14 protein-coding genes are annotated in these 20,436 nt (G+C 47.1%); 4 read left to right on the forward strand and 10 right to left on the reverse strand.

What is annotated here, in order from left to right; all coding sequences use genetic code 11:
- Positions 1 to 61 precede the first annotated feature (61 nt).
- The 3 genes from KNQ12_RS06220 to KNQ12_RS06230 form a co-directional block, all read right to left on the reverse strand.
- Positions 62 to 1,978, reverse strand: coding sequence for an ABC transporter permease (locus KNQ12_RS06220; RefSeq protein WP_214746839.1), 1,917 nt, complete (start codon positions 1,976 to 1,978; stop codon positions 62 to 64).
- Positions 1,965 to 2,726, reverse strand: a complete 762-nt coding sequence (locus KNQ12_RS06225) for an ABC transporter ATP-binding protein (RefSeq protein WP_035396163.1) — start codon at positions 2,724 to 2,726, stop codon at positions 1,965 to 1,967. The genes KNQ12_RS06220 and KNQ12_RS06225 overlap by 14 nt, the downstream gene beginning before the upstream one ends.
- A gap of 157 nt (positions 2,727 to 2,883) precedes the next feature.
- Complete coding sequence (locus tag KNQ12_RS06230; protein WP_035396161.1) at positions 2,884 to 3,387, reverse strand: PTS sugar transporter subunit IIA; 504 nt, start codon at positions 3,385 to 3,387, stop codon at positions 2,884 to 2,886.
- A 175-nt stretch (positions 3,388 to 3,562) separates the two neighbouring features.
- Between KNQ12_RS06230 and KNQ12_RS06235 the strand changes: the two genes are divergently transcribed.
- Positions 3,563 to 5,269 carry a M3 family oligoendopeptidase gene (locus KNQ12_RS06235; RefSeq protein WP_214746842.1) on the forward strand — a complete coding sequence of 569 codons (1,707 nt, stop codon included), beginning with the start codon at positions 3,563 to 3,565 and terminating at the stop codon, positions 5,267 to 5,269.
- A 104-nt stretch (positions 5,270 to 5,373) separates the two neighbouring features.
- Here KNQ12_RS06235 and KNQ12_RS06240 read toward each other — a convergent pair whose 3' ends face one another.
- Positions 5,374 to 8,160 (reverse strand): putative bifunctional diguanylate cyclase/phosphodiesterase, encoded by a 2,787-nt coding sequence (locus KNQ12_RS06240; protein WP_214746846.1) that lies wholly within the window; start codon positions 8,158 to 8,160, stop codon positions 5,374 to 5,376.
- A 136-nt stretch (positions 8,161 to 8,296) separates the two neighbouring features.
- Positions 8,297 to 8,719: a CBS domain-containing protein gene (locus KNQ12_RS06245; RefSeq protein ID WP_023469329.1), complete on the reverse strand. Its 423-nt coding sequence runs from the start codon at positions 8,717 to 8,719 to the stop codon at positions 8,297 to 8,299.
- Positions 8,720 to 8,892: 173 nt separating this feature from the next.
- On the opposite strand from KNQ12_RS06245, the gene KNQ12_RS06250 reads away from it, so the two are divergent.
- The 3 genes from KNQ12_RS06250 (at position 8,893) to KNQ12_RS06260 (ending at position 14,688) form a co-directional block, all read left to right on the forward strand.
- Positions 8,893 to 11,166, forward strand: a complete 2,274-nt coding sequence (locus KNQ12_RS06250; RefSeq protein ID WP_214746850.1) for a methyl-accepting chemotaxis protein — start codon at positions 8,893 to 8,895, stop codon at positions 11,164 to 11,166.
- 142 nt (positions 11,167 to 11,308) lie between these two features.
- Positions 11,309 to 12,445, forward strand: a complete 1,137-nt coding sequence (locus tag KNQ12_RS06255; protein ID WP_235147598.1) for a helix-turn-helix domain-containing protein — start codon at positions 11,309 to 11,311, stop codon at positions 12,443 to 12,445.
- A 101-nt stretch (positions 12,446 to 12,546) separates the two neighbouring features.
- Positions 12,547 to 14,688 carry a bifunctional glycosyltransferase/CDP-glycerol:glycerophosphate glycerophosphotransferase gene (locus KNQ12_RS06260; RefSeq protein ID WP_214746853.1) on the forward strand — a complete coding sequence of 714 codons (2,142 nt, stop codon included), beginning with the start codon at positions 12,547 to 12,549 and terminating at the stop codon, positions 14,686 to 14,688.
- 48 nt (positions 14,689 to 14,736) lie between these two features.
- On the opposite strand, the gene rlmD is transcribed toward KNQ12_RS06260, so the two are convergent.
- The 5 genes from rlmD to gatC form a co-directional block, all read right to left on the reverse strand.
- A complete protein-coding gene (gene rlmD / locus KNQ12_RS06265) occupies positions 14,737 to 16,095 on the reverse strand; it encodes a 23S rRNA (uracil(1939)-C(5))-methyltransferase RlmD (RefSeq protein WP_214746858.1) in 1,359 nt (452 codons plus the stop codon).
- A 25-nt stretch (positions 16,096 to 16,120) separates the two neighbouring features.
- Positions 16,121 to 17,083: a diacylglycerol kinase gene (locus tag KNQ12_RS06270; protein ID WP_023469333.1), complete on the reverse strand. Its 963-nt coding sequence runs from the start codon at positions 17,081 to 17,083 to the stop codon at positions 16,121 to 16,123.
- A gap of 147 nt (positions 17,084 to 17,230) precedes the next feature.
- Positions 17,231 to 18,664 (reverse strand): Asp-tRNA(Asn)/Glu-tRNA(Gln) amidotransferase subunit GatB, encoded by a 1,434-nt coding sequence (gene gatB, locus KNQ12_RS06275; RefSeq protein ID WP_035396151.1) that lies wholly within the window; start codon positions 18,662 to 18,664, stop codon positions 17,231 to 17,233.
- A 14-nt stretch (positions 18,665 to 18,678) separates the two neighbouring features.
- Positions 18,679 to 20,121, reverse strand: a complete 1,443-nt coding sequence (gene gatA / locus KNQ12_RS06280; RefSeq protein WP_023469335.1) for an Asp-tRNA(Asn)/Glu-tRNA(Gln) amidotransferase subunit GatA — start codon at positions 20,119 to 20,121, stop codon at positions 18,679 to 18,681.
- 15 nt (positions 20,122 to 20,136) lie between these two features.
- Positions 20,137 to 20,427 (reverse strand): Asp-tRNA(Asn)/Glu-tRNA(Gln) amidotransferase subunit GatC, encoded by a 291-nt coding sequence (gatC, locus tag KNQ12_RS06285; protein ID WP_023469336.1) that lies wholly within the window; start codon positions 20,425 to 20,427, stop codon positions 20,137 to 20,139.
- Positions 20,428 to 20,436 lie beyond the last annotated feature (9 nt).

The following is a 20,436-nucleotide window of genomic DNA, read 5'->3' on the forward strand; positions in this document are numbered from 1 at the left end:
ACTCAAAAAGGACTGGAAACGATTATTCCGTTTCCAGTTCTGTGTACCCCTATTTAGTTCATCACGTGACGATGCGGCGGTACGCACGGACCGTGACGATATAGTAGATCAGATAGACGATCGTATAACAAACAATCGCAAGTAATGTCGGACGAACGATGTTGTAGTTCAACAGTTTCTGCAAGACTTGCATCGCAACTAAACTATGAACAAGTCCGAGCGCGTACGGTAAGGAGAAGACGAATCCGACAAGGCGACGGATGATGCCCGTCTGTTCTTTCTCATCGACACCGATTTTCTGGATGATGGCAAACCGTTGTTTCGATTCTTCTGCTTCCGCGAGCATCTTGAAGTAGATGATTGAACCCGTCGCAAGCAAGAAGACGAGACCAAGGAAGCCGGCAGCAAACGCGAGTAAGCCTGTCGTTGCCGTCGTCATCGTATAGACAGGATAGTACGCCGCCATCTCCGTGTCCGCTTGTTTTCCATATAGTTGTGTCAACTGTTTCATCAATCCATCGTCATGACGTTCATCTGAGAACTGATAATTCGTCAGCGTGAAGCCTTTTTCCGGCATCTTCGCGAACGCATCATCGTTTACGACGAAGGCGAGACGCTGTTTCTCATAAAGTTGAGCGATTGGTAGATTCGTCGCAGCGGTGATGCGAAAGGACTCATGAACGTCCTTGATTTCAACACCGACCGGCGATTTGACTTTCATCTTCAACAAATCGTTTCCTTTGAATGTCTCAAGGACGATTGCTTCGCCTTGTTTCGGTTCTTTGATGACCGTTTTCCCGTTCGCTTTCGCGAGCTTGACGTAGTCCGAATAGTTGACGTAGCTGAATTGTCCCGGCTGGTCTTCATACGCATACGTCGCGTAGTAGCGCGTGAACGTCAGCGGGTTCGGCAGATCGGTCATCTGATGGTCGACGTTCTTGACGTTGACCATCGTCCGGCTGTCGATCTTTTGGTCAGACTTTGCAATCAGTTGTTCCGCTTCAGATTGTTTACTCGCAATCGATAGACTGTACGGAACTTGCTCCTCGACGGTCTGATCGATGAAATAATAAATCGATGTCGCTGTACCGACTGTCGTCAATGTGACGGCAGTGATGACTGTGATCGTCGACAGCATGACGGCATTCGATTTGATTCGTGACAACAATTGCCCGTGCAGAATCAAATTCGTTCCTTTGAAGTGTCGCGCTTGGTTACTTAAGACGCGCAATAAGAAGATCGTGAAGTAACTCATCGTTCCGAACGTTCCGAGAATGACGCAGAGCATCAAGAGTGGGGCAACGATCGTAAAGTGATCCATCAACGGTTGTCCGGTCAAATAGTACCCAACACCGATCAAGACGACCGAAAGCACGGCTAGGATCGGATGGACTTTCGGAAGCGATTCCGCTTGTTGTTCTGCCTTGAACAGTTCGATTAATGTAAAACGATAAATCGTTCGAGCCGAACGTAAAGCGATGATCAGAAAGATTAAAAGGAAAACACCGATCGTCTGCAAGACGGAAGCTCCGCTGATCGTAAAGGTCGCATCGACTTGCATCGCCATGACGGAAGCGAGCAACTGCACGAAGTATTTCGAAGCGACGGTACCGATCGCAATTCCGAGGATCAGACCAATCACTCCGTACCCCATCGTCTCAAGGAAAATCAGGCGAGCAATCTGCCCTCGTTCTAAACCGAGTAATGCATAAAGCCCGATTTCCTTCTTACGACGACGTAAGAAGAAGTCACTTGAATACCAGATGAAGATAGCAGAGAAAAGCGCTAGAATGACACTTGCTCCCGTAAAGACCGTTCCCAGTTTGCCGTACAATTCGTTCGCCTGAAGCATCGCTTCATTCGATCGAATCGCGAGGAACGTGTAGTAAATGAGAATCGCAAACGTGACCGCACCGAGGTACATCACGTTTTGACGGATGTTCTTCAAATTTTGAAACGCCAGTTTAGACAAGCTCACGGACGGCACCTCCGAGTTCACGCTGGACTTCCATGATCTGTTCGAAGAATTCCTTCTGCGAACCAAAGCGATGGACTTCCTTGAACAGCTCTCCGTCCTTGACGAACAAAATTCGTTCCGCATAAGACGCTGTCATCGGATCATGCGTTACCATTAAAATCGTCGCGCCTTCGTTGTTGAGCGACTGCATCGCTTCGAGTAACCCGGTCGCTGACTTCGAATCCAGCGCACCTGTCGGCTCGTCGGCTAAAATGAGCGACGGATCATGAATGATGGCGCGAGCGGCAGCTGTCCGTTGTTTTTGTCCGCCCGATAGTTCAACGGGACGTTTATCGAGTAAGTCATAGATACCGAGTTGACGTGCCACACGATCGACACGTTCTAAGATCATCTTTTTATCGACGTTCGCGAGTGATAGCGGTAAGGCGATGTTTTCCCGGACCGTCATCGTATCGAGGAGATTGAAATCCTGGAAGATGAAGCCGAGTTGTTCCCGGCGGAAACGTGCTAATTGTTTTTCCTTCATCGCCGTCACGTCTGCTCCGTTGATTAAAATCGATCCGTCCGTCGGCTGATCGATCGTCGATAATAAATTGAGTAACGTCGATTTCCCGGCACCGGATGGACCCATGATACTGACGAACTCTCCTTCGTGAACACGGAGCGTCGTCGGACGCAGTGCTTCGTGGCGCGCTGTCTTCGTTTGATACGTTTTTGAAATCTGTTCTGCTTGTAAGATTGCTTTCATCTGTAATGCCTCCTGTGTTTGATTCGTTACACTCAGTCTAGTCCTTCCATACTTTTCTCAAAATGGACTTTGCTTTCACTTCTCTTACAAAACGGTAAGGCACGGGAGGAGACGACAAAAAAGCCCCCATCCGCAAGGAATGGAGGCGTGTCGTATCTTATTTATGTGTTGCTTTGAAGAGCTCTGTGTCGCCTGCGACAACAGAAGTTCCTTCAGCTGGTACAGCTGAAAGCGTGAATTGATCGTGGTTCGTCACGATGATCGGTGTGATCGTCGATGGTGCATTCGCACGGATGTAGTCAAGGTCGAACTCGACGAGGACGTCTCCTGCTTTGACTTTGTCACCTGACTGGACGTGAGCCGTGAAGCCTTCACCTTTAAGGTTAACTGTATCAAGACCAACGTGGATCAAAAGTTCAAGACCATCTTCACCTTTTAGACCGATTGCGTGTTTCGTTGGGAAGATCGTTTCAACCGTTGCGTTGATCGGCGAGACGACTTTACCTTCAGTCGGTTCGATTGCGACACCGTCGCCCATCATTTTTTGAGAGAAAACTTGATCGGGTACGTTCTCGATGTTGACGATTTTACCTGTAAGTGCAGAAGCGATTTTCGCGTTTCCTGCGTCGTTACCACCAAACAATTTTTTTAAGAATCCCATGATACTATCCCTCTACTTTCTCGATCGTTTTTCTTCCGAATGGAAGTTTCGATTTTTTATAGGAGTAAGCTGTCAGACAGCTCGCTCACGTTCTCACAAAAAGCATACGTTTGTCCCTCTGGTTTTGCAAGTATTTTTGTGTGATAATAGTTAGAAATCATAAGGAGGCGCTTACATGTTACCATTTTCAGAAATTACATATGTCCGTCCTGACCTTGCCTTGCTTGAAACATCAATGAATCAAGCGATTGCTCGACTGACGGAAGCCACACAGGTAGATGAAGCAAACGCAGCCATCACTGAGATTAATACCCTCAGAAATCAATTTGAAACGGCAAGCCAGCTCGTCGAGATCCGTCACACGATCGATACACGCGATACGTTCTACGAAACGGAACAAGGATTCTTTGATGAAGCGAGTGCGATCTATCAAGGATATGTCTCAAGCTATTATCAAGCGTTGACGACGCATCCACTCCGCAGTGAACTCGAACAGACGCACGGCAAACAGTTATTCCTGATTGCGGAAGCGAGCCTGAAGACGTTCTCGGAAGAGATCATTCCGAAACTCCAAGAAGAGAACCGTCTCTCGAGTGAATATACGAAACTGATGTCTTCTGCTCAAATCGAGTTCGATGGCAAGACGTTGAACTTATCGCAGTTCGGTCCATATCTTCAATCACCTGATCGTGATGTCCGTAAAGCAGCTTCTGAAGCACGCTATGGCTACTTAAACGAGCATGGTGAAGCAATCGATACGATCTACGACAAACTCGTTCGCATCCGGACAGACATCGCGAAGACACTTGGTTTTCCATCGTTCGTCGAGCTCGGATACGCACGGATGCTCCGCGTCGATTATAACCAATCGATGGTCGAACAGTACCGCGAACAAATCCGTGAGACGATCGTTCCGCTCGCGACACAACTTAAAGAACGCCAGCAACGACGCATCGGTGTCGATCACTTGTACTACTACGATGAAGGATTTGCCTTCAAGTCTGGTAATGCGACACCGAAAGGCGAAGAGTCGTTCATCATTGAAGGTGGCAAAAAGATGTACGCAGAGATGTCACCGGAGACGAACGAGTTCTTCAACTACATGCTCGACCGGGAAGCACTCGATTTAACAGCGAAGCCTGGGAAAGCCGGCGGTGGGTATTGTACCTACATCGCAGACGAAAAACTCCCGTTCATCTTCTCGAACTTCAATGGAACGGCAGGCGACATCGATGTCCTGACGCACGAAGTCGGTCATGCGTTCCAGGTTTATGAGAGCCGTCACCTGACAGCTCCAGAGAGTGCTTTCCCGACGTATGAAGCGTGTGAGATCCACTCGATGTCGATGGAATTCTTCGCTTATCCGTGGATGGAAGAGTTCTTCGGTGAAGAGACAGCGAAATACAAATTCAATCACCTCGCGGGTAGCGTCACATTCCTTCCGTACGGCGTTGCGATTGATGAGTTCCAACACGTCATCTACAACCAACCGGAATTGACACCAGCAGAACGTCGTGAAGCATGGCGGACGATCGAGAAGAAATACCTGCCGCATCGCGATTACGAAGCGAACGATTATCTCGATTCAGGTGCATGGTGGCATCAACAAGGACACGTCTTCGGTAGTCCGTTCTACTATATCGATTACACGCTCGCTCAAGTCTGTGCCTTCCAGTTCTATGCATGGATGGAACAAGACCGGGAAGCGGCTTGGAAGTCATATCTCGATCTTTGTCGTGCCGGCGGCTCGGAAAGCTTCCTTACGCTCGTCGAACGTGCTGGATTGAAGTCTCCGTTCGCACCAGGTACGGTCGAGGCAGCAGTCGCACCGGTCAAAGCGTATCTCGAACAAGCGGACGACCTCGTACTCGATCGCGTCTAATTATTCGATTTCCTCAATTTATCCATTGAAAAAGGTGAGTTTCCGTCCGGAAACTCACCTTTTCTATTTTAAGAGACCTCAATCTTTAGACTGTAACTAGTGATTCATTCAGATAAAAGCGTTTCATGATACTTTCCGTACCAGACGCGGAACTCGTCTGCCGGGATTGGTCTTGAATAATAAAAACCCTGTGCATACTCGCAATCTAGCTGTTGCAGATGATTCGCCTGCTCCAGTTCCTCGATGCCTTCGGCGACAACATCATATTTCAATGTATGCGCCAGTTTAATGATCGTCTCGATGAGCGGTGCGTTCGAACAGGCATCCGGACCGCTGATGAACGAGCGATCGATTTTCAGTCGCTGAATAGGCAATCGACTCAAGTAGGACAAAGACGAATAACCAGTACCAAAGTCATCGATCGCCAGACGATAACCCATTTGGTGTAACGTCTGAAGCGCCTCGAAGACACGTCCGTCCGAAAAGACACCGAAAGATTCCGTGATTTCGAGTTCCATCCGGTCTTCAATTCCAGGATGAATTTCTCGGACGCCCGTCAGGTAATCCACAATCCGACCAGAGACGAGCTCTTTTACGGATAAGTTAGCAGAGACGCGAAGCGATCCGAGCTCCGTTTCTTTCCACGCCTCTACTTGGCGAACCGTTTCAGCGACGACCCACATCCCAATTTCTTCGATGAGCATCGATCGCTCGGCAATCGGAATGAAGACTGCCGGACTGATCATGCCACGTTCTGGATGGAACCAGCGCAAGAGCGCCTCACAACCATCCACCTGCCGTGTCGCAAGGTTGATTTGCGGTTGGTAGAACAATTGTAACTCGTTCTTTTCAATCGCATCCCGTAACTCCCCTTCCAATACGACCGATTCCAGATATTCCGCGCTCATCCAAGGTTCGAACCAGACCGGTCCACCTTCTGTCTGTTGTTTCGCATGTTGCATCGCGATATCGACAGAGGATAATAACGAAGTGACAGCTACTGCATCGTCCGGATAGCGGACCATACTCATACTGATGCTGACGTTCACGAATTCTCCGTTAATTTCATAAACATGTTCGATGACTTGCTTTAATTTCTCGTAATCAACGATATCCTGTTGCGCGACTAATACAGCGAATTCATCTCCACCAATACGTGCTGCTTGTCCCGTTCCGATGAAATGATGCTTCAGTCGATTCGCGAGATCCTTTAAAATCTGATCTCCTGCCCCATGACCGTAAATATCATTGATTCGACGGAATTGACGAATGCTGATAGTGACGAGCTCGCCTGTTTGTGGTGCTCTCAGTGCATCCTGCATCTTTTGTTCAAATCCATTTCGGTTCAGTAACCCCGTCAACATATCAAAAAGCGCAAGTTGTGTAATGCGTTCTTCTCGCCGAAACTGATCTGTCTCATCATGACAAGAGAGATATAAGGCAACACCTGTTTCATCCTCTTTGTTCGGAACGTGAATGATGTTGACGAACATATTTAAAATATCTTCGTCAAATAACATTTTACAGCGAATCGTCTGACTGTTCCCTTCGATCGCTTGTTGAAGTGCTCGTCGCATTCGATTCAAATCAGCTGGATGCACCAATTCTTCAATCGTCCAACCCGAAGTGGCATGCGTTAACTGTCGAAAACGATCATTTCCATTTAAAATCGTATAGTCCGACGATAAAGCAAGAATTGGATCTGTATTTTGAGAAAAGAGAGATTCGATTTCGGCTTTCTTCTGCTTAATCTCTTTTGTATTCGCATCACTATGATCGAGTAATCCAGCTATGATTGCTGTCATCGTCCGAAAGGCTTGAACGACTGGTTTGAAGTCATTTCTTTCGTGTACATGATACCCAGATTGCCGTCGATCCTCAGCAAACGTATTCGCTTCGTTTTGTAGTAAGGAAATATCTTTTCGAAAAGCACGTAATAATAACCAATTCAATATTAATAATGCCGCAATGACAAGAATGATTGTTGCAAATAACAACCAAGCATTTTGAATGATCTGCGATCCTCGGTGCTGCATTTCTTGTTGTACCTGTTTTAACTTTTGATCATATATCTGGTACATGCTTGTTTCATATTGTTTAGACTGATTAGCTAGTTTCGCATAGTTTTGATCGTTTGATGTACTCAACAGTTCATCTAGCGTTTCTGTGTAATTTCGCATCTGACTTCTCATGTTTGCAATTTCTTGGCGCCCTGTATCGTCTTGTAACGAAACTACCTCGTACAAGGCATTCATGAGCGATTGTTGTCGAATGGGCAAGTCGATCCGCATTTGTTGGATGCGTAATCGATCAATCGAACTAATTTCGTTGTCCCGACGTGCTTCTCGTAGAATCTGTGCCGATTTCCCAAGTTGCTCTTCCATCATGATAAGATGCGAGAACACATCGTAATAGGAACCAGTCTCTTTACTTAAGACGAGTTGATTAAAAATCACTTCACTTTTAAAATTCGTAGAGGCTGTGAAAAAGCGATGATTGGACTCGTATCCTTGACGCTCTAATTTCGTGAGTTCTTCCAACAACTCTTTACGTGCTGGGCCAGTCGCTTGCTCTTCCTTTAGCTGTTCATATAAGTGGAAGAGGGAGGTTTCTGCTTGTTTTGTTACTTGTGGTTCTTCAACCTGTTTCTCTAAGGAAGCAAGATAATAAGATGTTAAATCTTGAGTTGCATGATTTGCTGGGATCACGATGTCAATCGCTTTTGCCGCCTCTTCGAAACGTTTTCCTTCTTCAAGTGTTTTGTTCAATTGGTGTAACGCAACGATAATCGCAAGTAGACCGATGACTGCAATCATCCACGAGAACGTTTTATAGTAGGATCGTCTTCGAAAAGCTTCTTCGATGAAGACTGGTGATAAACGTCGCAACACATCGTCCTCCCTAAAATGTCATTATGCTTCTATATCGTCTCTTTTTGCTGTATGTTGAAGTCGATTTAAGTCAATAAAAAGCACTTCTTCTCACATTTCGTGAAAATAAGTGCTTTCTTTACTAGTTTTATATTTTTTAGTAACTGACATTTTCGCGCGCTACTTTTTTCGCGAAATAATCGATGATATCCCGACGACGAATGATTCCGATAAAGTGCTTTCCATCATCGATGACAGGAACGAAGTTTTGGTCCGTGATGACCTCAATCATCTCTTCCATTTGCGCAGTAATCGAGACTGGTTTATAACGAACACGTTGTTTAATATCCGTTAACCGTGTTTGCAAGACGTGATCGTAGTCTGCATGCTCTAGATTAGCCTCGAGCGCCCACAAGACATCCCCTTCCGTTAATGTCCCTGCGTATTTACCTTTATTATCGACGAGCGGAACGGACGTAAATCGATGATGTTTCATCTTTTCTAATGCCTGTCTGACCGTCGATTCAGGATCTAAATATTTCACCTCATCTTTTGGTAGTAAGAAAAAAGCAATGTTCATTTCTGTTCCTCCCTAGCCACTCTGTGACACCTTCTTCATTTTATCACGAAGCCTCACTGGATTCATTTCTCAAATGATGAAAATCTCTACATAATTCCTTCATATTTATCCGTACCCTTCCGATAGTCAGAATAGACAGATTTTAAAGACTATTTAGGATAGGAGAATTCATCATGCGCCTCCCGATCACCCGTCGTTTGTTCATCGGGCTTATTTTGTTGCCTGCTCTTACTCTCGGTGTTTCCACTTGGTTTTCGTATGACCAAACAAGCCGAACTGTCGATCAACTGGTCGACTCGACATCCCAAACTGCTTTAAAGCAACTCGAACAATCGTTTTCCCGCATCATCGATGATACTAAAAAAGATACAACACTCCTTGCCGGACTCCCTTCCAACCGTGAAGACGGTATTCTACCGAACTACATAGATACAACCAAACAACCCGATGCTTCGGAGGCTCCTTCTCAAAAAGCAACAGATATCTATAATGTCCTTGAGAAATATGGCTCCTCAAAAATCGAAAATTCATTTATCCAATACGCTGATACGAAAGGCGGCTATCTTAACTGGCCAAAACAAGACGTCGCACCTGGATACGATCCTCGAAAAGAGATTTGGTATAAACAAGCGCTGGAGAATTCAAGCACTGTCGCCATGAGCGAGCCTTACTATGATAGCGCGACGAAATTATCCATCATCGGTTTCTCTAAGGCGACACTAGATGCTCAAGCGAACATCAAAGGTGTATTGTCTGTTTATAAAAGCATCAATCGTCTTGCTGAAGATATGAAACGGATTGAAATCGGACAAAAAGGATTTGTTTTCAGCTACACACAAGACGGTAAGGTCGTCACGCACCCGAACCGAAATTATTTCTTCAAAAAAATCAATCAACTACGTGAAGACGGAAAAGCATATTTCTCTGCTCCAAAGTCCATGTTAGAACAAGAATCCGGTACGAAGATCATGGACGTCGCCGGAAAAAAATCGGTCGTCATTTGGCAAACTTCTTCGAAAACAGGATTCAAACTAGCCGTCGTACTGGATTACGCTTCCTTGTATGCGCCTAAAGAAGCCATGCTCAATCAGTCATTGATCAATTTCGTCGTTGCGATCGCCCTCGCGACATTGATCGCTTGGTTGATCGGGCGTTCGATAAATCGCCCGCTGTCGATGCTCCGTCGTGAAGCATTAGCAATCGCATCAGGTGATTTGCGAACACAGCATCGTCCTAAACGATTCATCCGGGATGAATTAACAGACCTCAGTGCAAATTTCGACGCGATGCGCGCGCGCCTGCGACAAACGATTCTAGCGATGACTACATCCGCTACGACCGTTCGCGATGCGTCAGAAGAGCTCTCAAACAATGCGACTCATGTACAAAAGGCTTCACGTCATATCGGACAGACAATGGAAGAAATCGCTGCTGCTGGTGAAACTCAAACGAAACAAGCCGAACGTTCTTCCCATGCTGTATACGGTGTCAAGGAACGTTCTACAGCAATGCAACAGGTCGCGTCCACGACACTTTCTGAAGTCGCTTCCGTCGCTTCCGCTGCGACACGAGGAAGTGACGTGACGAAACAGACGATTTCTGATCTATTGAGCCATTCGGACTCATTGGAAAAAGAAATCGAGAACACTTCTGATTTCTTAGGCAAACGTTCTGATGAGATCGGAAAGATTCTTGGAACGCTGCAAGCCATCTCGAGTCAGACGAATTTACTCGCCCTCAACGCAGCAATCGAAGCCGCACGTGTCGGTGAACAAGGACGTGGATTTGCTGTCGTCGCGAGCGAGGTAAGAAAACTGGCCGAGGAGAGCGACGAATCCGCTAAACAAATCAAACAGCTCCTCGATAATATTCAACAAGAAACACATACTGCCATGAGTGCGATGCACCATGTCATGAGTGATTTGAAGCTGTCTCTTGAGTCTGTCAAAACGACAGGCGATGACTTCGAGCGCATCGCAGGATCCGTACATCATGTCTCGAATCGAACAGAAGTATTGACTGGTGACATCGAGGCGCTGACGCTTGCTACGGAAGAAGTATCCGATGCCATGGGAACCATTCTTGCTTTAACGGAAGAGAATGCAGCAGGTCTTGAGACAAGTGCTGCAAGTATTCAAGAAACGAACGCAACACTTGAATCCGTGACGACGGCAGCGGCTCACCTCGCTCACATCGCAGGTGATCTCCATGCGCTCACATTGGAATTCCAGTTAGACGAAACCGTATCTGACGAACATTCGGTCGAAGAACAAGAAGACGTCCTTTCATCAGAACCCGACACAAGTCATTCTGCTGACGATGCCTACGCGGTAGTCGCAAGCACAGAATTGACGGAGCACGATATCGAAACGAATGATCTTGAAGTCGAGACGGGGCACGAGGAGGATCCAACACCTGAGTCCTCTCCGTCTCCTACGAATCCATAAGCCTATCGATCCGGAGTCTTGAAGAAAGACTTCGGATTTTTTCATTCCCTACTCGACTATCGATTGCCGAGCACATACACTAGATACAATCGATGCATCATTCGAAAGGAGTCGCTTCATGAATCCCTTAAGCCCCTCAGACTTGACACAAATCGCGGAACATTTGTTTGGGATGACTGGTTTTTTTATTTCCTATCAAGATCAAGAGCATGTCTCAATCGAGTTACGTCCTTCCGCACCCAAGCATCCGGCTAATCTATTGATTGAAGATACGTGGCCTACTTTAAAAAATCATCGCCCTCTACTTCATACCTTAAAAGACGGAACGGCTTATCTGTTCGTAGACGTTCCTGACCAAGGCATGTACCGGATCGGTCCCGTTCTCTTACAGTCAGCACTTTTTCGGGCTCATATTCAAGATGAGACCTATCATCAATTTTATAAAGTTCTACCCCGAACGACGGAAAATCGTCTGATCGACTGTGCCCATTTGCTCTATCGCCTTCTACATGGTGAAGGATTGTCCTCTCGTGACATCGATCATGTTTCAGATATACAGGAAGAGGAAATTCCTTTAGTGTCTGAAGCCCCTTCGCACACAGGTGTGACCGCCTATCGAAAAGCTTGGCAACGCGAGCAACAAATCATCGACTGGATCTCATCCGGACAGAGCGAACGGTTGGCGACGACCTATTCTCTTCCCGCATACGGTGAGTTCGGAACACTCGCACGTCATCAACCACTCCGAGCAGAAAAGAATCTACTTCTAGGAACGGTTCTTCTGAGCGCACGTGCCGCTATTCGTGGGGGGCTCGAACCAGACGAAGCCTTTTCGCTCAGTGATCGGATGATTGAGACGATCGAAGCTGCGACGAGTATTGCAGAATTGCGAAATCGTCACGTTCGGATCACGGTATCTTTTGCGGAAGCCGTCAAAGAAATACAAGCATTGCGTCATTCGCCACACGTCCTAGCTGCCATTCGATACATTCAGCAGCATCTCTATGATCCTTTATCGGTCTCGTCCATCAGTCAGGCGATTCACGTATCCTCCAACTATTTATCCGTTTTATTTAAAGATGAAACGGGTTTACCGCTGGCTCGTTACGTCATTCGTGAACGGATTCGCGAAGCGAAAAGATTGCTACGTTCATCTGACGACTCGCTATTGACGATTTCAAACCGACTGCACTTTTCAAGTCAAAGTCATTTCAGTCAGGCCTTTAAACAAATCACGGGCGAGACACCTACTCATTACAGACAAAAGACAGATTTTTAGGAACACTGCTACCTTTTTCAGATTTGTGATATCCTATTCAACAGAATACAATTTTGCCGAATCGAATCTTTTTCGATTCTTTCATCAAAAGGAGAGTCAACATGAATTCAATTAGTGTGATCATTCCAGTCTATCAAACCGAATCTCAAGCAAAAGCTGCGATTCAATCCGTTCTCGACCAACACGTTTCGATTCCTGTAGAAATCGTCGTTGTCTTTGATGGACCAAGTTCTTATGTCGATGACATTCGTGCACTATATCCAACGTGTACCATCATCGAGCAATCACATCAAGGTGTGTATGCGGCTCGACGCAATGGAGTTCAAGCTGCTTCAGGAGACTATGTCATCTTTTTAGATAGTGATGATATTCTTGCTCCCCGTGCGCTTTACACATATATCAAGGCATACGAGAAGTCTCGTGGGGAAGTCATCATCGGTAAGATCTCCCCTGTTTATAATAAGAAGAAATGGCTGATGCCGATCGATGACGATCGTTACTTCTTTTACTCGCGCACGAAGTTTAATTCGCGTCACCTGACGACGATCCATGGATGGATGATCAAAAAAGAATTGCTTCAGACATTGCCTAGCCTCGAAACGACATGGTTTGCGGATACGCTCATCGCGCATACTGTCATTTCGCAGTTAACGAACATTACTTCCGTCAACTACATCGTGTACGGACGGAATTCAAGAAGTACACCACTGGATGGTCAATCGCTCTTCCAACTGCGTGACATTACGACACTCTCAGATATCTCTCGGATTTATGGCATGTTATCAGCAGAGACGAAAGATGAAGAAGTTCAAAAATTCTTAAATACATGGTATAAGCGTTTCATTTCAAAACGTGGACGTACATTACTCGAACGGAGTTCATCTAATACTCAACAAGCAGAAGTCTTCAACCATGTCGCTTACGACTTAAAGCGGATGCCATCAAAGAGTAAATATCTACAAGCTTGGTCAACGGGATCGTACGCGATGTTCAAGCTGTACATTACTGCTGTCAAAACAAAACGTTCCTTACGTACGGCGCGTCGTAAAAAAATTAAAAATGGTCTTATGCTATATCGACTATTCCAGAAGATGCCGATCAAAGACAATCTCGTCTTATTCGAAAGTTTCTTAGGGCGGAGTTACTCTGACAATCCGAAGGCACTTTACCTTCACCTAAAAGAAAAACATCCGGAACTAGAACTTGTTTGGATTTTCGCTCAAGAACCTTCTGATGAAGTGAAGGAAGCATGTCCGAATTGGGTACTTCGAAACAGCTTTACGTACTATCAATACATGGCTCGTGCGAAATACTGGATTTTCAACACGCGTCAGCCGCTCAGCTTGAAAAAACGCGAAGAAACCATCTATCTTCAAACATGGCACGGTACGCCATTAAAACGACTCGGTCTTGATATGGAAGATGTGCATATGGCTGGAACGAATGCGATTCGCTATAAAAAGAATTTCTATAACCAAGCGCAAGAATGGAACTATCTGATTTCGCCAAACGCGTACTCGAGCGAAATCTTCAAGAGCGCATTCGGGTTCCAAAATACGATGCTTGAAACGGGCTATCCTCGTAACGATCTCTTATATGCCGATAATCAAGCGGGTCTCATCAGTGAAATCAAAACACGCTTAAATATTCCGGCTGATAAAAAGATCGTCCTTTATGCACCGACATGGCGAGATGATGAGTTCATCGCGCGAGGAAAATACCGATTCGACTTGCAATTGAATTTAAATGAGATGCAAGCACGCCTCGGTGACGAGTACGTCGTCCTTTTACGGATGCACTACTTGATTGCTCAAAACATGGATATCAGTGGACACGAAGGATTCGCTTACGATGTCTCTTCATACGGTGATATCGCAGAACTCTATCTGATTAGTGACATCCTGATCACGGACTACTCATCTGTGTTCTTCGACTATGCACACTTGCAACGTCCAATGATCTTCTTTACGTACGATTTAGAGAAGTATGCTTCAACGTTGCGCGGATTCTACTTCGATTTCGAAGAAGTCGTCCCTGGACCACTTCTGAAGGAAACAGATCAAGTCATCGATTATATCGAACAAATCGATACGAAGTCCGTCGCTTACCAAGAAAAATACGATCGCTTCCTCGAACGGTTCTGTAGCTTAGATGATGGTACGGCGAGTGAACGCGTTCTTGCTGAATTGTTCCCAAGTACAGCACAATCGACGGTCGAGGACGAATCAACAGAAACGGAATGATAAATCAAAAAGTGCCTCCTTCCTTAACTGGAAAGAGGCACTTTTAATTTAGTTACGGACGAACAAGGCAACGCTCTCGACGTGTGTCGTATGCGGGAACATATCGACCGGTGTCACTTCAACGAGTGTATAACCGAGCTCCGTCAACAGCTTCGCGTCACGTGCTTGTGTCGATGCGTTACATGAGACGTAGACGATTCGCTTCGGTGCGACATCTGCCGCAGCACGCAAGAACTCTTCGTCACAGCCTTTACGTGGCGGGTCGACGACGATGACGTCCGGTTGGATACCCGCTTTAACGAGATCAGGCATGACCTTCTCAGCCGCACCATACTCAAACGTGACGTTCTCGATGCCGTTCGCTTGCGCGTTCCGACGTGCATCATCGATTGCTTGTGGTACGATCTCGATGCCGTAGACGTGCTTCGCTTGTTTCGCAAGTGACAAGGAAATCGAACCGATGCCACAGTATGCGTCGACGACTGTCTCATCGCCTGTCAACTGAGCATAATCGAGCGCTTTCGCATAGAGTTTCTCTGTTTGTAGCGGGTTGACTTGGAAGAACGAATGCGGTGAGATCTCATACGTCAATCCAGCGATTTGATCGCGGATGACGGACGGTCCGTACAAGACGACGTTCTTTTTACCGAGGATGACGTTTGTGTCATCCGGATTGATGTTGTGCTGGATTGATGTGACGTTCGGTAACGTCTTTAAGATGCCATCAACGATCTTATCGATGCCGCGAAGTTGTTTGACCTTCGTGACGAGAACGACCATCAATTCGTTCGTGTGGTAACCATGACGAGCCATGATATGACGAATGACACCTGCTTTTTTCTTCTCGTCGTATGCTGGGACTTTTAAATCAGCGAGGACTTTACGAACCGCTTGGACGGCTTCGTCGTTTTCTTTGTTTTGGATCAAGCAGTAGTCCATATCGATGATCCGGTGGCTCCGTTTTTGATAGAAGCCAGCCATCAATTTGTTCGATTGGAAGGCGACCGGTACTTGTGCTTTGTTGCGGTAACCCCAAGGATCTTCCATCCCGATCGTCTCGTGGACGGGAATTTCAAGACCTGCTAGGCGCGCGAAAGCGTCACGGACACGGTTGTGCTTGAACTTGAGTTCTGCATCGTATGACAAGTGTTGCAATTGGCAACCGCCACACTGGTTGTAAACCGGACAAGGTGGCTCGACACGATCGACACTCTTCGTCTTTTGACGGATGATACGACCGAACCCGTAAGACTTCGTCGTTTTCGTGATCTTGATCTTGACCTGCTCCGTCGGCAATGCGCCCGGGATGAAGACCGTATAGCCATCGATGCGCGCGACCCCTGATCCTTCATGTGTCAGGTCGACGATCTCGACGACGTGTTCATCGTTCTTTTGTACTGGAATCATGAATATCCTCCTTAAAAACCTCGCTTCACGCGAGGTTCGTTTCTGCTTCTTGTAGTTGTGTATTGATTTGTTCCATCTCTTCGATCCGGAACTTTGGTGTCATGACTTCGAAATGAGAGCGAAGATTCGTCATCTCGCCTTCGCAAATGCCGCCAAACTCACCATCGATGTTCAAACTCATCTCTGATGTATTCTTCATGCGGACGAATGAGGTCGTGACATGCTCGATGCAAGGGTCCGAGAAATGATCCCCTTTTAAGGCAAGACGCATGACACGAATCAGTTCGACGAGGTTACATTTCTTGAGAATGAAGAGATCGAACCGACCATCATTGAGTGACGCGTTCGGTGACAGCTTCTCGAACCCACCGACGGAGTTCGTGTTCGATGTCAAGAACAGCATGACTTCTCCTTTGAATATACCCTTTTCATGCTCCAGTTCGACATATGTCGGTCGGATTTGTGGAAGTTTCTCCATCCCTTTGACGTAGTACGCGAGCTGTCCGAGTGCCGTCTTCAGCTTCGAAGGCACTTCGTACGACAGTTCTGTCATGATGCCACCACCAGCGATGTTGATGAAGTAATGGACGCCTGCCGATCCTTCAATCTTACCGATATCGACCGGCATCGTATGTCCCGTGCAAATGACATCCATCGCCCCTTCGATCGTCAATGGAATACGCATCGCCCGACCAAAATCATTCGTCGTTCCAACAGGTAATACACCAAGCTTTGGACGTTTGTTGTAGGCAGCCATTCCGCTGATCACTTCGTTCAACGTACCATCGCCGCCTGCTGCGACGACGAGATCAAAGTCTGCTTCGCATGCTCGTGCTGCTTCATACGTCGCATCGCCGACCGCTTTCGTCGAGTAGACAGATGTCTCATAACCCGCTGCTTCGAGTCGGTCGAGGATATACGGTAAATTTCGTTTAACCATCTCTTTCCCGGAAGTCGGGTTATAAATCACGCGCGCTCTAGGTCTCATAAGATTTTCTCCTTTTTGACTCAACCGTTCATTTGATACATAACTGTTTTATTTTACATGAACTCTCGAGACATTACAAAGCCAAAAAAGACAGCGTCCGTTTCCTCGCAGAAGTAAAGGAGGAACGGACGCTGTTCGATCAGCTACTTATTTTAATTTTTCAAGCTCTTCATAGAAGAGTTGATCCAGGAGGGCAGGGTTCGCCATTCCTTTTGTTTTCTTCATGATTTGACCGATGACGAAGCCTTTCTTCCGGTCACGTCCACCGAGTAATTCCTCGACGACGGCTGGGTTCGCTTCGAACATCTCGACGATGAGACCACGTAGCAATCCTTCGTCTGAAATTTGTGCAAGACCGTTTGCTTCGACGTATGCACGTGGCTCGACACCTTCTTCGATGACGGCTGTGAAGACTTGTTTGGCGATTTTCGAAGAAATCGTACCGCTTGCGATCAAGTCGATCATCTCTGCCAGACGAGCTGGTGTCATCTTGACTGTTTCGAACGTTTCCGTCGATTTATTCAAGTGACCTTGGATCTCACCGATCGTCCAGTTGGCTGCTGCTTTTGGCTCTGCGCCTGCTGCGAGAGTCGCTTCGAAGTACTCTGCCATCTCACGTGTAACTGTCAATTGCTTCGCATCATACGCCGAAAGACCGAGTTCTTCTTGGTAACGAACGCGACGTGCATCTGGAAGTTCCGGGATACCGGCACGAATCGCTTCTTTCCAATCGTGATCAAGTACGAGCTTGACGAGGTCAGGCTCTGGGAAGTAACGGTAATCCGACGCCCCTTCTTTGACACGCATGAGGACTGTTTGTTTTTTCGTCTCATCGAAGCGAAGTGTTTCTTGACGCATCACACCACCTGCAAGCAACAACTTACGGTGACGATCTTCTTCGAACTCAAGACCTTTTAAGACGTTTCCGAATGAGTTCAAGTTTTTAAGTTCTGTTTTTGTACCGAACTTCTCTTGTCCGTATGGGCGAACGGAGATGTTACAGTCACAACGAAGTGATCCTTCTTCCATCTTGACGTCCGAGACGCCTGCATATTGCAAGACTTCCTTGAGACGTTCGAGGTAGGCGACTGCATCTTTCGGTGAACGCATGTCCGCTTCACTGACGATCTCGATGAGCGGCGCACCTGTCCGGTTGAAGTCGACGACTGAGTGATTAGCACCCGTGTGGTTCATCTTACCAGCATCTTCTTCCAGATGGACACGTTCGATTCGGAAGCGTTTCGTTTCGCCATCGACTTCCGCATCAATGTAGCCATCGAAGCCGATCGGTTGATCGAACTGTGAGATTTGATACGCTTTTGGCGTATCTGGATAGAAATAGTTCTTCCGGTCGAATTTCGTTTGATCGGCCACTTGGCAGTTGAGTGCCATGGCTGCACGCACAGCGAGCTCAACGGCTTTTTCGTTGATTTTCGGCAAGACGCCCGGATGTCCAAGACAAATCGGACACGTTTTCGTGTTCGTCTCCGCGCCGTATTCCCGCGCACAACCACAGAACATCTTCGTGTTCGTGCTCAGCTCGGCGTGGACTTCGATCCCGATGATCGTTTCAAAGTTCATGATACATTCGCTCCTTATAACTTCGGAAGCGCGAATCCACCTGTCGCAAGCTCAAACGCATGCGCAGCGCGATAGATCGTCGCCTCATCGAAATGTTTTCCAATGATTTGTAAGCCGACCGGAAGACCGTCGACGAATCCAGCTGGAACCGAGATGGCTGGGACACCTGCTAAGTTGATTGGAATCGTTAGGATGTCATTCGCATACATCGTGACGGGATCATCCAGTTGTGCACCGAGTTCGAATGCTGGTGTCGGCGCTGTTGGTCCGATGATGACGTCATAGTTCGCGAGGACATCGTCGAAGTCCTTTTTGATCAACGTTCGAGCTTGTTGTGCTTTTTTATAGTACGCATCGTAATAACCTGAGCTGAGCGCGTACGTTCCGAGCATGATCCGGCGTTTGACTTCGTCTCCGAATCCTTGTGAGCGAGAATACTTGAAGACATCTTCAAGTGCGTCCGCTTCCGCACGAACTCCGTAACGAATACCGTCAAAGCGCGCGAGGTTCGATGATGCTTCTGATGAAGCGAGTAAGTAGTACGTCGCAAGTGCATATTTCGAGTTCGGGAGTGACACTTCATCAACCGTCGCACCGAGTGCTTCGAGTTTTTGGATCGCTTCACGGATGTTGGCTTTGACGCCTTCACTGACACCTTCACCGAAGTATTCTTTCGGAACAGCGATCTTCAACCCTTTAATATCACCTGTCAACGCTTGTGTGTAATCCGTTGCGGCGACATTCGCAGACGTCGAATCCATCTCACAGTGTCCTGCGATCGCGCTCAAGAGATACGCGTTGTCTTCGACTGTTCGTGTCAACGGACCGATTTGGTCAAGCGACGACGCGAACGCCACAAGACCGAAGCGTGAGACGAGACCGTATGTCGGTTTCAACCCGACGACACCACAATAGGCAGCCGGTTGACGAATCGAACCACCTGTATCCGAACCAAGGCTGAACAAGACTTCGCCTGCTGCGACAGCTGCTGCTGAACCACCTGAAGAACCACCTGGAACGTGTTTCGTATTCCATGGATTGCGAACCGGTTTGTACGCTGAGTTCTCGTTTGAAGAACCCATCGCGAACTCATCCATGTTCAATTTCCCGATCGTGACCGCCCCTGCTTCATGCAGACGCTCGACGACCGTCGCGTCATGCGCTGGTACGAAGTTCTCGAGGAATTTCGAACCACATGTCGTCGTCATCCCTTTCGTGACGATGTTATCCTTGACACCGATTGGAAGACCAAACAATGGATTCGCTTCGTGTTTCGCGACATCATCCATTCGTTTTGCTTGCTCGAATGCTTCTTCGTTCAATGAAAGAAACGCACCGATTTTTCCATCGACGCGGTCGATTTGATCAAAGGATTCTTGGACGAGTTCAGAAACTTTGACTTCGCCATCCTGAATGAGTGTGTGTAGTGTTTTGACACCATGTTCAAAAAGTGACATCGGGTCATTTCCTCCTTATTCGAACACCGCTGGGACGCGGACTTGTCCGTCTTCCCAATCGGGTGCGAGTCGTTCTACTTCCGTACGAGGAAGTGATGGACGTACTTCGTCCTTACGTAGGACGTTCTTTAAATCGAGGACATGAGTCGTCGGTTCGACGCCTGTCGTATCGAGTTCATTTAATTGTTCAGCGAACCCAAGAATCTTCTCGAGTTGTCCTGTGAATTGTGCTACTTCTTCATCTGTCACGGCAAGGCGTGCCAAATGCGCCACGTGGCGGACTTGCTCCTCATTAATCTTTGCCATGTCATTCCA

The sequence above is a fragment of the Exiguobacterium sp. s11 genome (genome assembly GCF_018619015.1).
GTDB lineage: Bacteria > Bacillota > Bacilli > Exiguobacteriales > Exiguobacteriaceae > Exiguobacterium_A > Exiguobacterium_A indicum.